Origin of the sequence: Nonomuraea sp. NPDC049625 (assembly GCF_040675285.1) — a bacterium.
In the GTDB taxonomy this organism is placed as follows: Bacteria; Actinomycetota; Actinomycetes; order Streptosporangiales; family Streptosporangiaceae; genus Nonomuraea; species Nonomuraea angiospora_A.
This window is the reverse complement of record NZ_JBFAOQ010000005.1, coordinates 40,387-53,684: the sequence shown is the minus strand read 5'-3', so window position 1 is coordinate 53,684 and position 13,298 is coordinate 40,387. Positions and strand designations below refer to the sequence as shown.

13 protein-coding genes are annotated in these 13,298 nt (G+C 73.6%); 3 read left to right on the top strand and 10 right to left on the bottom strand.

The window, feature by feature from the left end; genetic code table 11:
* The first annotated feature begins 232 nt into the window (after positions 1 to 232).
* Positions 233 to 877 carry a TetR/AcrR family transcriptional regulator gene (locus AB0J87_RS22765; RefSeq protein ID WP_363967981.1) on the top strand — a complete coding sequence of 215 codons (645 nt, stop codon included), beginning with the start codon at positions 233 to 235 and terminating at the stop codon, positions 875 to 877.
* Here AB0J87_RS22765 and AB0J87_RS22760 read toward each other — a convergent pair.
* Genes AB0J87_RS22760 through paaA form a run of 8 tightly spaced genes read right to left on the bottom strand, consistent with a single transcriptional unit; the run spans position 865 to position 7,239 of the window.
* On the bottom strand, positions 865 to 1,686 hold the full coding sequence (locus tag AB0J87_RS22760; RefSeq protein WP_363967979.1) for a 3-hydroxyacyl-CoA dehydrogenase family protein: 822 nt from the start codon (positions 1,684 to 1,686) through the stop codon (positions 865 to 867). The genes AB0J87_RS22765 and AB0J87_RS22760 overlap by 13 nt on opposite strands.
* Complete coding sequence (locus AB0J87_RS22755) at positions 1,683 to 2,414, bottom strand: enoyl-CoA hydratase/isomerase family protein (RefSeq protein WP_363967977.1); 732 nt, start codon at positions 2,412 to 2,414, stop codon at positions 1,683 to 1,685. Before AB0J87_RS22755 ends, AB0J87_RS22760 begins: the two co-directional genes overlap by 4 nt.
* Positions 2,411 to 3,589 carry a thiolase family protein gene (locus tag AB0J87_RS22750; protein ID WP_363967975.1) on the bottom strand — a complete coding sequence of 393 codons (1,179 nt, stop codon included), beginning with the start codon at positions 3,587 to 3,589 and terminating at the stop codon, positions 2,411 to 2,413. The genes AB0J87_RS22755 and AB0J87_RS22750 overlap by 4 nt, the downstream gene beginning before the upstream one ends.
* Positions 3,590 to 3,600: 11 nt before the next feature.
* On the bottom strand, positions 3,601 to 4,656 hold the full coding sequence (gene paaE / locus AB0J87_RS22745; RefSeq protein ID WP_363967973.1) for a 1,2-phenylacetyl-CoA epoxidase subunit PaaE: 1,056 nt from the start codon (positions 4,654 to 4,656) through the stop codon (positions 3,601 to 3,603).
* 1 nt (position 4,657) lies between these two features.
* Positions 4,658 to 5,158 carry a 1,2-phenylacetyl-CoA epoxidase subunit PaaD gene (paaD, locus tag AB0J87_RS22740; protein WP_363967971.1) on the bottom strand — a complete coding sequence of 167 codons (501 nt, stop codon included), beginning with the start codon at positions 5,156 to 5,158 and terminating at the stop codon, positions 4,658 to 4,660.
* Positions 5,155 to 5,991 carry a 1,2-phenylacetyl-CoA epoxidase subunit PaaC gene (gene paaC / locus AB0J87_RS22735; RefSeq protein WP_363967969.1) on the bottom strand — a complete coding sequence of 279 codons (837 nt, stop codon included), beginning with the start codon at positions 5,989 to 5,991 and terminating at the stop codon, positions 5,155 to 5,157. The genes paaD and paaC overlap by 4 nt, the downstream gene beginning before the upstream one ends.
* A gap of 13 nt (positions 5,992 to 6,004) precedes the next feature.
* Positions 6,005 to 6,298 (bottom strand): 1,2-phenylacetyl-CoA epoxidase subunit PaaB, encoded by a 294-nt coding sequence (paaB, locus tag AB0J87_RS22730; protein WP_192783751.1) that lies wholly within the window; start codon positions 6,296 to 6,298, stop codon positions 6,005 to 6,007.
* Positions 6,295 to 7,239 (bottom strand): 1,2-phenylacetyl-CoA epoxidase subunit PaaA, encoded by a 945-nt coding sequence (gene paaA, locus AB0J87_RS22725; protein WP_363967967.1) that lies wholly within the window; start codon positions 7,237 to 7,239, stop codon positions 6,295 to 6,297. Before paaA ends, paaB begins: the two co-directional genes overlap by 4 nt.
* Before the next feature lie 108 nt (positions 7,240 to 7,347).
* Between paaA and paaZ the strand changes: the two genes are divergently transcribed.
* Positions 7,348 to 9,399 carry a phenylacetic acid degradation bifunctional protein PaaZ gene (gene paaZ, locus AB0J87_RS22720; protein WP_363967965.1) on the top strand — a complete coding sequence of 684 codons (2,052 nt, stop codon included), beginning with the start codon at positions 7,348 to 7,350 and terminating at the stop codon, positions 9,397 to 9,399.
* A gap of 1 nt (position 9,400) precedes the next feature.
* Complete coding sequence (locus AB0J87_RS22715; protein WP_350741979.1) at positions 9,401 to 10,204, top strand: enoyl-CoA hydratase-related protein; 804 nt, start codon at positions 9,401 to 9,403, stop codon at positions 10,202 to 10,204.
* Positions 10,205 to 10,219: 15 nt separating this feature from the next.
* Here AB0J87_RS22715 and AB0J87_RS22710 read toward each other — a convergent pair whose 3' ends face one another.
* Both AB0J87_RS22710 and AB0J87_RS22705 read right to left on the bottom strand, forming a co-directional pair.
* Positions 10,220 to 11,638, bottom strand: a complete 1,419-nt coding sequence (locus tag AB0J87_RS22710) for an aldehyde dehydrogenase family protein (RefSeq protein WP_363967963.1) — start codon at positions 11,636 to 11,638, stop codon at positions 10,220 to 10,222.
* 8 nt (positions 11,639 to 11,646) lie between these two features.
* A complete protein-coding gene (locus AB0J87_RS22705) occupies positions 11,647 to 13,212 on the bottom strand; it encodes a GMC family oxidoreductase N-terminal domain-containing protein (protein WP_363967961.1) in 1,566 nt (521 codons plus the stop codon).
* Between the last annotated feature and the right edge of the window lie 86 nt (positions 13,213 to 13,298).

Sequence of the window (13,298 nt, the reverse complement as noted above, 5' to 3'; positions counted from 1 at the left end):
TTTCGCGTTCAGCAGATTAACGACTGCATCGCGACGTTGTAAACGTAAATCCGAATGCTTTGAAGAATTTTCAAATCAATCGCTTTTTGGCGGGTCGCGGCTAAAATGCCCACGACGTGAGTTCTCCTCGCACAGGGCATCTCGGCTGCGTGACGGCACGCTGAGCGCGATGACCTGGACCCCACCCGCTGCGCGTGGAGGGGCGTCTGATCCGTCGTGAGATGCTGCATTCGTGACGACTCAGCCTGCCGAACCGTCCCCGCGCCGCGGGCGTGGCCGTCCCGGCCATGACCAGGCCGCGGTCCTGCGCGCCGCGGTGGAGCTGTTCAACCGCAAGGGGTACGACGCCACCAGCATGGGCGACCTGGCCAAGGAGCTGGGCCTGACCAAGCCGGCCATCTACCACCACGTCACCAGCAAGGAGCAACTGCTCGGCCAGGCCCTGGACGACGCGCTCGACGAGCTGACCGCCGTCGTGACCGAGGCCTCCAGGGACCAGGCCGGGACGAGCGCGTACGGACGGCTGCGCGAGGTGCTACGCCGCAGCGTCGAGGTGCTGGTGGCGCACCAGCCCTCGGTCACGCTCCTGCTGCGGGTGCGCGGCAACAGCGAGGTCGAGCTGGCGGCGCTGGAGCGGCGTCGCTGGCTCGACGACCGCCTGGCCGCGCTCGTCACCGACGCCGTCGCAGAGGGCGCGCTCCGCGACGACGTGCCGGCGACGCTGGTCAGCCGGCTGCTGTTCGGCATGGTGAACTCGCTGGTCGAGTGGTACCGGCCCGATGGCGCGTACGACCGGGCGATGGTCGCCGACGCCATCACCGCCATCGCCTTCGACGGCCTGGCCCGGCACGAATCCGGACGGTCTCACCAGGTGTAGAAGCCCTGGCCCGTCTTACGGCCGAGATGCCCGTCCGCGACCAGGTCGCGCAGGATCCGCGGCGGCTCGAACCGGGGCCCCAGCTCGCGCGCCAGGTGCTCGGCGATCGCGAGCCGCACGTCCAGCCCCACCACGTCGGTGGTCCGCAGGGGCCCCATCGGGTGCCGGTAGCCGAGGGTCATCGCCGTGTCGATGTCGGCCGCGCTCGCGACGCCGTCCTCCAGCATCCGCATCGCCTCCAGCGCCAGGCAGACGCCCAGCCGGCTGCTGGCGAACCCCGGCGAGTCCGCGACCGTGATCGGCGTCTTGCCCAGCCCGGCCGCCCACTCCTGGGCCAGCGCCACGAGCGCCGGATCGGTACGCGGCCCGGTGGCGATCTCGATGAGCGCGCTCACCGGGACGGGGTTGAAGAAGTGCAGCCCGAGGAAGCGCTCCGGCGCGGCCAGGCCGGCGGCCAGCGCGCCGATCGACAGGCTGCTGGTGTTCGAGGCCAGCACCGCGCCCGGCGCCACCTTCTCGACCAGGGCGAACACCTGGGCCTTGAGCGCCGCGTCCTCCGGGACCGCCTCGACGACGAGCTCGCACGGGCCCAGCTCGCCGGGGTCCGAAGTCGTTCGCAGCCGTGCGAGGGCATCCGGGTCCGCGTTTCCCTTGGCCAGGCCGTCGCGTACCCGGGCCCTGGCCCGCTCGGCCGCCTCCGGACCGTCCTCGACGACGATCACGTGGCTGCCCGAGGTCAGGAACGCCTGCGCGATCCCGGACCCCATCCGCCCGCCGCCGAAGACGCCGACCGTCCGTGGCAGGCTCATGAGCGCCGCTCCAGGAATGCCGTCATGCGCATGTGCTTCTCCTCCGTCTCGAACAGGACCGCCTGAGCCACGTCGTCCACGAACGGGTGCGCGCCCCGAGGGGCGTGGAAGACCGCCTTGGTCAGGCGGGTCGCCAGCGGCGCCCGCGCGGTGATCCGGTCGGCCAGCCGGTGCCCGGCCGCCATCAGCTCCTCCGGCTCCACGACCTCGTTGAGCAGCCGTACGGCGTGCGCCTCCTCGGCCGTGAGCACCCGGCCCGCGAGCAGGATCTCCTTGGCCAGCGGCTCCCCGACCAGCTCGGCCAGCCGCCAGGCCGCCCCGGCCGCCGCCAGGATGCCGAGGCCCGTCTCCGGGTTGCCGATCCGCGTGCCCGGCGTGCCGATCCGGAAGTCGCAGGCGTAGGCCAGCTCGGCCCCGCCGCCCAGGGCGTACCCGTCGAGCAGGGCCACAGTCGGCATCGGCAGCCGGTGGATCCGGTCGAAGAGCTTGGAGTTGATGCCGCGCAGCGCGTCGTACAGGTCGCGTTCGCGCAGCTGGGCGATGTCGGCCCCGGCCGCGAACGTCGTGCCCTCGCCGGTGAGCAGGACGACGCGCGGCTCCTCCTCGACGGCGGCGCACGCCTCGTGGAGCCTGGCGACCAGCTCGCGGTCGATCGCGTTGCGGACCTCGGGGCGGTTGAGCCGCCACACCACCCGGTCCTCGCCTTCCTCGACGATCAGGCTGGTCATGGGCGCTCCACCAGGAGAGCGCTGCCCTGGCCGACGCCGACGCACATGGTCGCCAGGCCGCGCCGGCCTCCGGTGCGTTCGAGCCGGCCGAGCAGGGTGACGAGGATCCGGGCGCCGGACGCGCCCAGCGGGTGCCCGAGGGCGATCGCGCCGCCGTCGGCGTTGACGCGGCCGAGGTCGAGCCCGAGATCACGGACGCAGGCGAGCGACTGGGACGCGAACGCCTCGTTCAGCTCCACGGCGTCCAGGTCGCCGACGGCCCAGCCCGCGCGTTCGAGCGCCTTGCGGGTCGCCGGGACCGGGCCGACGCCCATGATCTCCGGCGCCACCCCGGCGTTGGCCGCCGCCACCAGCCGTGCCCGCGGCGTCAGGCCGTGCCGTTCGAGGAAGCGGTCGCTGACCACGACGACGGCCGCGGCGCCGTCGTTCAGCGAGCTGGAGTTGCCCGCGGTGACGACCCCGCCGGGGCCGTTGACCGGGCGCAGCCGCGCCAGCCGTTCCAGGCTCGTGTCCGGCCGCGGCCCCTCGTCGGTGTCGACGACGCTCGCACCCGTGGGAACCGGGACGATCTCGCCGGTGAACCGGCCCTCCTTGATGGCCGTGACCGCCCGTTCGTGGGAGCGCAGCGCGTACGCGTCCAGCTCCTCACGGGTCAGCCCCCACCGCCGCGCGACCGTCTCGGCCGTCTGCGGCATGGAGGCGGTCATCGCGGCGTCGAAGCGCGGGTTGGTGAACCGCCAGCCGATCGAGGTGTCGAACGACGGCCCCGGCTTCGCGAACGCCTTGGCCGGCTTCTCGGTCACCCACGGAGCCCGGGTCATCGACTCCACCCCGCCCGCGACCACCACATCCGCGTCCCCGGCGGCGATCAGGGCACGAGCCGTCGCGACCGCGGTGAGCCCCGAGGCGCAGAGCCGGTTGACGGTGAACCCGGGCACCGAGTCGGGCAGGCCCGCCAGCAGGAGGGCCATCCGGGCGACGTTCCGGTTGTCCTCGCCGGCCTGGTTGGCCGCGCCGAGCACCACCTCGTCCACGAGGTCCGGGGCGATCCCGGCGCGGGCGACGGCCTCGCCCACGACGAGGGCGGCCAGATCGTCGGGCCGGACGTGGGCGAGCGCGCCGCCGTAGCGGCCTATCGGCGTCCGCACGCCGGAGACGACGAAGGATTCGGGCATCAGTGGGCTCCTTATGCGTCGTAGTCGACGGTGACGCGCTCGCCGACCGGAAATGTCTGGCAGGTCAGGACGAACCCGGCGTCAATCTCGGCCTGTTCGAGGGCGTAGTTGCGGCGCATGTCCACCTCGCCCGACCGTACGACCGCGCGGCACGTCCCGCAGACGCCGCCCTTGCAGGCGAACGGCAGGTCAGCGCGCGCCGCCTGGGCGCCGTCGAGCAGCGTCGCGTCGCGGGAGACCGTCGAGGTCGTGCGCAGGCCGTCCAGCACCGTCGTCAGCTCGCTCGTCGCGCCGGGCGCGACCCCCTCCGGGGCCCGTCGCGGCTGCGGCGGCGGCTCGTCGACGTAGAACAGCTCGACGTGCACGCGGGAGGCGGGTACGCCCAGGTCGGCGAGCACCGTACGCGCTTCCTGGATCATCGCCAGCGGCCCGCAGAGCCAGACGTGGTCGAACACCTCGACCGGCACCACCTCGGTCAGCAGGCGGCGCAGCCGGTCGCCGTCGAGCCGACCCGAGAACAGCTCGACGTCGCGCGGCTCCCGTGAGAGCGCGTGGACCACCTGGAGCCGGGGGCCGTAGCGGTTCTTCAGGTCGCCCAGCTCCTCGGCGAACATCACGGTCCGGCTGGTCCGGTTGCCGTACAGCAGCGACACCTGGGCCTGCGGGTGGGTGAGCACGGTCGAGGCGAGCGACAGCATCGGGGTGATGCCCGACCCGGCGGCGACGCACAGGTGCCGCTCGCCCGTGGCGGGGTCGGCCCGCCAGGAGCCGGTCGGCGTCTGGACCTCGATCCGCGTCCCCGGCGCGACCTCGCGTACCAGCCAGGACGAGAACAACCCGCCCGGGATCTCGCGGACCCCGATCCGGGGCCGCGCGCCGGCCGGCGCGCAGATCGAGTACGACCGGCGCTCCTCCCGCCCGTCCACGACGCGGCGCAGGGTGAGCGACTGCCCGGCGCGGAAGGCGTACGCCTCGCGCAGCTCGTCCGGGACGGCGAACGTGATCGCCGCGGCGTCCTCGCACAGGCGGTCCACCGCCGACACGGTGAGCGGGTGGAAAGAGGCCATGTCAGATCTCCTTGACGTGCTCGAACGGCTCAAGGCAGCCGGTGCAGCGGTAGAGGGCCTTGCAGGCGGTCGCGCCGAACTCGGACGTCAGCCGGGTCGCCGCCGACCCGCAGCGCGGGCAGGGCGGGGCGCTCCTGGCCGGCCCCAGCGTGAGCGGGATCGGGCCGCCGCGCCGAGGGGCGGGGCCGGGGGCCGACAGCCCGGCCTCCCGCAGCGCGGCCCGGCCGCGTTCGGTGATCCAGTCGCTCGACCAGGGCGGATCCAGGACGATCCGCACCTCGACCCGGTCGAACCCGGCCTCCCGCAGCCGGTGGACGAGGTCGTCGCGCATGGTCGCCATGGCCGGGCAGCCGGTGTACGTCGGGGTGATCGACACGACCACCTCCTCGCCACCGGATACCTCGACGCCGCGCAGCACGCCGAGGTCCGCGAGGGTGAGCATGGGCATCTCGGGGTCGCGTACCTGCGCCGCGACCTCGGCGGCCCGGTCGCGGGCGCTCACCAGCGCCCGCTCGGGTGGGCGCGGGCGACGACCTGCATCTCGGCGAGCAGCGGGCCGAGGGCGTCGGTGTGCGCGCCGTCGCGGCCGGTGCCGGCCAGCGGCGCGCGCTCGGGCCGCTCGACGCCGCTCACGGCGAAGACCTGGTCGAGGACGACGTCCACCTCGTCGCGCAGGTCCTCGCCGAAATCGGTGAGCTCGGCCTGGTACGGCCACAGGGCGTCCAGCGCCGCCACCAGTCTGCGCCGCGACTCCTCGGTCCCCTGCGCCAGGGTGAGGAACCAGCGTCCCGCCCAGTCGCGGTGGTAGGTGATCTCCTTCACGCCCTTGGCCGCCACCGCCGCCAGGACCTGGTCACGGCTGGTCCGCAGCCGCTCCAGCAGCGCGAGCCGGGCCACCGAGAACAGCAGCAGCCGCACGACGACGTGCGCGAAGTCCCCGTTCTCCACCTCGGCGAGCCGGACGTTGCGGAACTGCTCGGCGTCGCGGAAGTACGCCAGCGCGTCCTCGGCGGGCACCGGCGAGCCCTCGGGCAGGGCGGGCACGACGCCGGGATCCGCGGCGGCCGCCCGCGACAGCAGCAGGCGGGCCTGTCCGAGCAGGTCGAGCGCCATGTTCGCCAGCGCGATGTCCTCTTCCAGGTCGGGCGCGCGGCTGCACCACTCGGACAGGCGCTGCGACATGATCAGCGCGTCGTCGCCGAGCATGAGGCAGTACGCGGCCAGCTCGGCTGCGTCCACGCCCGGCGGCACCGTGGTGTCGACCCCGGCCAGAGGGTCCTCGAAGCCGGTGCCGAAGGCCCACTGCGAGGAGTCGCCGGCGAATTCGTCGTTCATGAGTGCCAACCGATCACATGTGCGGGACGTTGTCGGGAATGTCGTAGAACGTCGGGTGTCGGTAGACCTTGTCGCCGCTCGGCGCGAACAGCGGGTCCTTCTCGTCCGGGCTGGAGGCGGTGATGGCGTCGGCCCGCACGACCCAGATGCTCACGCCCTCGTTGCGCCGGGTGTAGACGTCACGCGCGTGCCGTACGGCCATCGCGTCGTCGGCGGCGTGCAGCGATCCGACGTGCACGTGGTTGAGGCCCCGCTTGCCGCGGACGAACACCTCGTACAGCGGCCACTCCCGCCGGTCGGCGCTCATCGCGTGCCCGCCCGCTCCGCGAACGCCGACGCGGCCTCGCGAACCCAGGCGCCGTCCTCGTGCGCGGCCCGGCGGTGCGCCATGCGCTGCGCGTTGCACGGCCCGTCACCGCGGATCACGGCGGCGAGCTCCTGCCAGTCGGGCTCGCCGAAGTCGTGGTGGCCGCGTTCGGCGTTCCAGCGCAGGTCGGGGTCGGGCAGCGTCACGCCCAGCGCCTCGGCCTGCGGGACCGTCATGTCCACGAACTTCTGGCGCAGCTCGTCGTTGGAGTTGCGCTTGACGCCCCAGGCCATCGACCGCGCGCTGTTGGGCGAGTCGGCGTCCGGCGGGCCGAACATCATCAGCGACGGCCACCAGAACCGGTCCACCGACTCCTGGACCATCGCCCGCTGGGCGTCGGTGCCGCTCATCATCGTCATCAGCAGCTCGTAGCCCTGCCGCTGGTGGAACGACTCCTCCTTGCAGATGCGGATCATGGCGCGCCCGTACGGGCCGTACGAGGTGCGGCAGAGCGGCACCTGGTTGCAGATCGCGGCGCCGTCGACCAGCCAGCCGATCGTCCCGACGTCGGCGTACGACAGCGTCGGGTAGTTGAAGATCGAGGAGTACTTCTGCCGGCCCGTGAGCAGCAGCTCGGTCAGCTCGGCGCGGGAGACGCCCAGGGTCTCGCACGCCGAGTACAGGTACAGCCCGTGCCCGGCCTCGTCCTGCACCTTGGCCAGCAGGATCGCCTTGCGGCGCAGGGACGGAGCGCGGCCGATCCACGCGCCTTCGGGCTGCATGCCGATGATCTCGGAGTGCGCGTGCTGGGCGATCTGGCGTACGAGCGTCCGGCGGTAGGCGTCCGGCATCCAGTCCCGGGGCTCGATCCGGTCGTGGCGCGCGATCGTCGCCTCGAACGCGGCTTCGAGCGCTTCCGGCTCCGCCGGTGTCGTCGTCATCGATTTCCCTCCTCGGGCGTCGAGTCGTATTTACTTATCGCTCGGTCAGTAATACCGTGGCACGTGTTGGGGTACCTGCGCAAGGGGCCCGTGGAGAGGAGAGGACGCGTGAGCGCGCTGCTGGAGAGCTACGCCGCCGGACGATGGTTCCGGGCGGCCGATGAAGGGGAGCCCCTGCTCGACGCCGCCACGGGCGAGGAGGTCGCGCGGATCTCCAGCCGGGGGCTGGACGTCGCCGCGATGGTCCGCCACGCCCGCGACACCGGCGGGCCCGCACTGCGGTCCCTGACCTTCCACGAGCGGGCGGCCCTGCTGAAGGCGCTGGCCAAGCACCTGACCGAGCGCAAGGAGGAGCTGTACGCGCTGTCCGTGCGGACCGGCGCCACCTCGCGCGACACCATGATCGACGTGGACGGCGGCATCGGCACCCTGTTCAGCTACGCCGGCAAGGGCGTGCGCGAGCTGCCGAACGACACCGTCGTCCTGGACGGCGGCCTGGAACGCCTGGGCAAGGGCGGCACGTTCGTCGGCCAGCACCTCTACACCTCGCGGCCGGGCGTCGCGGTGCAGATCAACGCCTTCAACTTCCCGGTCTGGGGGATGCTCGAGAAGCTGGCCCCGGCCTTCCTCGCCGGGCTGCCCTCGATCGTCAAGCCCGCGAGCCAGACCGCGTACCTGACCGAGCTGGCCGTACGGCTGATCGTCGAGTCGGGCATCCTGCCCGAAGGCACGCTCCAGCTCGTCTCCGGCGGCGCCGGAGGGCTGCTCGACGAGCTGACCGTCCAGGACTCCGTCGCCTTCACCGGCTCCGCGCACACCGCGGGCATCCTGCGCCGCCACCCGAACGTGCTGGACGGCGGCGTCCTGCTGGGCGTCGAGGCCGACTCGCTGAACTGCTCGATCCTGGGGCCGGACGTGCGGCCGGAGGACCCGGAGTTCGACCTGTTCGTCAAGGGCGTCGTCACCGAGATGACGGTCAAGGCGGGCCAGAAGTGCACCGCCATCCGCCGGATCCTCGTACCCTCGGCCATGGCCGGCCAGGTCGTCGAGGCGCTGGCCGCGCGCCTGGCCAAGGTGACCGTCGGCGATCCCCGCAATCCGGACGTACGGATGGGCGCGCTGGCCAGCCTCGGCCAGCGCGACGAGGTGCGCAAGGCCGTCGAGGCGCTGCGGGCCGGCGCCGAGATCGCCTTCGGCGACCCCTCCGGCTCCTCCCTGCTCGACGGCGACGCCGAACGCGGCGCGTTCATGACCCCGCTCCTGCTGCGCGCCCGTCCCGGCGCCACCGAGCCGCACGACGTGGAGCCGTTCGGGCCGGTCGGCACCGTGCTCGCCTACGACGGCCTGGACTCGGCGATCGCGCTCGCGGCGCGCGGCAGGGGCAGCCTCGTCGCCTCCGTCGCCACCCACGACCCGGAGGTCGCGCGGACCGTCGTGCTGGGGCTGGCGCCGTGGCACGGCCGGGTCCTCGTCCTGGACAGGGACGACGCCAAGGAGTCCACCGGGCACGGCTCGCCGCTGCCCGTCCTCGTCCACGGCGGCCCGGGCCGGGCCGGCGGCGGCGAGGAGCTGGGCGGCGTCCGCGGGGTCCTGCACCACATGCAGCGCACCGCCGTCCAGGCCTCCCCGGACCTGCTCACCGCGGTCACCGGCCGCTGGACCACGGGCGCCGCGCGCGCCGAGTCGGGCGTTCACCCGTTCCGCAAGTCCCTGGCGGAGCTGCGCGTCGGTGACACGATCGCCTCCGCGCCGCGCACGGTCTCGCTCGCCGACATCGAGCACTTCGCCGAGTTCACCGGGGACACCTTCTACGCGCACACCGACGCCGAGGCCGCCGCGCGCAACCCGCTGTTCGGCGGCATCGTCGCCCACGGGTACCTCGTCGTGTCCCTGGCCGCCGGGCTCTTCGTGGACCCGGCGCCCGGGCCGGTCCTGGCGAACTTCGGCGTCGACTCCCTGCGCTTCCTCACCCCCGTGAAGGCGGGCGACACGATCGACGTGACGCTGACCGTCAAGCAGATCACCCCGCGCAGCTCCGCCGACTACGGCGAGGTCCGCTGGGACGCCGTCGTCGCCAACCAGGACGGCCAGCCGGTCGCCACGTACGACGTGCTGACCCTCGTGGCCAAGACCTGGCCGCTGCCCGGACAGGAGGCCTGAGGTGGAGCCTGAGCTGGACGGGGCCTCGATCCTGCTGGAACGCGACGGCGCCGTGGCCGTCCTGACCCTCAACCGCCCGGACCGCCGCAACGCGCTGGACACCGGGCTGAAGACGGCGCTGCGCCGGGCGCTGGAGGAGGTCGCGGCCGACGACGCCGTACGCGCGGTGGTGCTGACCGGGGCGGGGACCGCCTTCTGCGTCGGCCAGGACCTAGCCGAGCACGCGGCGGCGCTCCGCTCGGACGCCGGGCACGCCTTCGACACCGTCGAGGAGGACTACGCGCCGATCGTCCGGCTCCTGGCCACCATGGGCAAACCGGTCGTCGCCGCCGTCAACGGCACGTGCGTCGGCGCCGGTCTGGCCCTCGCCCTGGCCTGTGACCTGCGGGTGCTCGCGGAGGAGGCCGTCTTCGCGACGGCGTTCACGGCGATCGGGCTGACGTGCGACTCGGGGCTGTCCCTGACGCTCGTACGGGCGGTCGGCGAGGCCCGGGCCAAGGAGCTGGTCCTGCTCGGTGAGTCGTTCGGCGCCCGGCAGGCGGTGGAGTGGGGGATCACGGGGCGCGTGGTCCCTCGGGAGGAGGCCGGTGCGGTGGCGCGCGAGCTGGCGGCCCGGCTCGCCGCCGGGCCGACCGCCGCGTACGCCGAGTCCAAGCGGCTGATCGCCGGGGCCTGGGACCAGGACCTCGGCGCGGCACTCACCGCCGAGGCCCGCGCCCAGGCCCGCCTGGGGCTGACCGCCGACCACGCGGGAGCGGTGGAGGCGTTCCTCGAGAAACGCAAACCCACCTTCGAGGGCCGCTGACCCCTGGGGTCCCCGTCACGCGGCGGGGGCGGTGTGGATCGAGGTGGGGCGGGTGGCCGCGTCATAGGCGGCGCGGGAGCCGGTCGCGCCCATGCCGCTGTCCCCGGCCGGTTCGTACAGCCGCTCGGGGCCGCCGCCCTGCCACTGGTTCACCCACACGACACCGGCGGGGATGCGGCGGGCGGCCGCCATGTGCTCGGGGTCGGCGGTGTACACGGTGGCGGCCAGGCCGAAGCGTGACGCGCTCGCCCGCTCCAGCCCCTCCTCGAAGGAGGAGACCACGACGACCGGGGCGATCGGGCCGAAGGTCTCCTCGGTCATGACCAGCATGGACTCGTCCACGCCGGTGAGCACGGTCGCGGGGTAGAAGAAGCCCCTGCCCTCGGGCACCACCCCGCCGGCCCGTACGGTCGCGCCGCGCGAGACCGCGTCGGCGACGTGCCGTGCCACGATGTCGCGCTGCCGCTGATCGACCAGCGGGCCGAGGACGGTGGCCGCGTCGTGCCCGTCGCCGAGCGCGTACGTCCCCGCGGCCTCGACCAGGGCCTCGATGAACGGCTCGGCGACGTCGCGGTGCACGTAGACGCGTTCCATGGAGGTGCAGATCTGGCCGGAGTTCGCGAAGGCGCCGAACGCGACCGCGGCGGCGGTGGCGACCGGGTCCACCCCCGCGTCGACCACCACGGGGTCCTTGCCGCCCAGCTCCAGGATCGAGCGGCGCAGCAGCGCCCCGGCCCGCTCGCCGACCTTGCGCCCGGACTCGACGGAGCCGGTGAAGTGCACGAGCCCGACGCGTTCGTCGGCCACCAGCGGCGCGCCCGCGCGGGAGTCGCCGAGGATCAGGTTGACCACGCCGGGCGGCAGGTCCATCAGCTCAAGCAGCCGCACCGCCGACATCGGCGAGCGCTCGGACGGCTTGAGCACGACGGTGTTCCCGGCGGCCAGCAGCGGGCCGAGCGCGCCCAGGGTCATGGGCACGGGGAAGTTCCACGGCACGATCACGGCCGTGGCGCCGAGCGGGGCGCGCACGATCGTGGTGCTGCCCCCGTCCGGCGCCGGGACGGTCTCCTCGAACGCGTACTCCAGGGCCTCGGCCGCCGCCGCCTTGAACCCCATCGCCGCGCCACCGATGAAGGCCCGGCCGAGGGCGACGGGCTTGCCCATCTCCCGGCATTCGATCTCCGCCAGCTCGCCGGCGTGGGCGGCGACCGTGTCCGCCCATCGGGACAGCCGCTCCACCCGTTCGGCGACGGTCAGCGCGGCCCAGGCCGGTTGCGCGCGCACGGCCGCGTCCACGGCCAGGCGTACGTCCTGCGGTGAGCCGCTGGGGCAGCGGGCGACGACCTCCTCGGTCGCGGGGTTGACCACCTCGTGGAACGCGTCGCCCCGGGAGTCTTCCCAGATGCCGCCGATCAGGTTCTGCAGGGTTTTCACAGGGCTCCTTAGAGGCGGTCGGCCATGAGCTCGCCGACCATGATCGATGCCAGGTTGGTGTTGGCCCGGGGTACGGACGGGAAGATCGACGCGTCCACCACGCGCAGCCCCTCGACCCCGAGGACGCGGCACGACGGGTCCACCACCGTGGCGGCGTCCCCGGGCGCGCCCATCCGGCAGGTGCTGGTGCCGTGCTGGGCGTCGACCGCGGTGGCGAGGATGTGCTCGTCGAGCGCGGCGTCGTCGTCCAGCACCGCGAACAGCCGCTTGTTGCCGGCCTCCACGGAGCCGGAGCCCGCGACGATCGTGGCCGCCTCGGGGCCGCGTGCCAGCCCGACCAGGGCGCGCACGCCCGCGCGCAGGCGTTCCAGGTCGCGGGAGTCCGACAGCATGCGTTCGCGCACCTCGGGCTGGGCCTGCGGGTCGGCGGAGGTCAGCGTCAGCACTCCGCGCGAGTGGTTCTGGTTGAGCCACACGCCGAAGCCGCCCGCCGGGAAGCGGGTGTCGGCGGCCTCCATGGACAGCACGTTCTGGTTCAGCGAGACGAACATCATGTCGTGCGGCAGCCCACCGGGGCCGCTCGTGTAGCGGACGCAGACGTTGGTGTGGCGGTCGTCGGCCGTCTTGATGGCGGCCTCCTGGGTCAGCGGCAGCTCGACGACGATCATCGGATGGTCCTGCATGCCGAGCCCGACCGGGAGATCCCGCCGTACCCTGATCCCCAGGCGGCGCAGGTCGGCGGCCGGGCCGACGCCCGAGCGCATGAGGATCGCGGGGGAGTGGATCACGCCCGCGCTGAGGACGATCTCGTCCGCGTACTCGGTCACCGCCGTCCCGCCCACGACGGCCCGTACGCCGACGGCGCGGTCACCGGCGAAGAGGACCCGGTCGACCAGGGCGTCACCGCGGACGGTGAGGCCGGCCAGGGACCGGGCGGGCTCGAGGTAGCCGTCGTTGACCGTGACCCGGCGCCCGGCGCGCGAGTTGATCGGGTAGGGGGAGACCCCGGCGGCGCCGGGCGCGTTCACGTCCGGCGCCCAGGCGTGCCCGGCCGCCAGCGCGGCGGCGGCCAGCGCGGCGTCCACCCCGCCCCACCGCTCGCGCGGCATCCGGAAGATCGGAGTCGGCCCGCCGCGCCCGTGGTACGGCTCGTCGCCGAACTCCTCGTCGTCCTCCAGCTTCGCGAAGTACGGCAGCACGTCCCGCCACGACCAGCCGGCGCATCCCGCCGCGGCCCAGTCGTCGAAGTCCTCCATCGGCGGGCGGATCGCGATCTGCCCGTTGATCGACGAGCTGCCGCCGACGCCCCTGCCCCGCCAGTACGGAGCCGGCGCCTGCCTGTCGGTGCGGGAGGAGGTGACGCCCATCCACACCATGCCCTCGACGGCGGTGGGGTCCAGCAGCGCGCGGACCGGGTTCGGCGAGCGCCAGGCCTCGTGCATCCGCGCCGAACGGTAGTCGGGGCCGGCCTCCAGCAGCAGGACGCGCTTGCCCCGCTCGGCGGAGCGGGCGGCGAGTGCCGCGCCGGCGGAACCCGCTCCCACGACGATGATGTCCCAGCCCGTGTCTGTCACGGCGAACCTCCTGCGCTCGGCCCGGAACCGCCCGGGCCACCGTTAGCCGGTAGACTGCCCCCCAGCAGAAAGTTCAGTCAATAGTG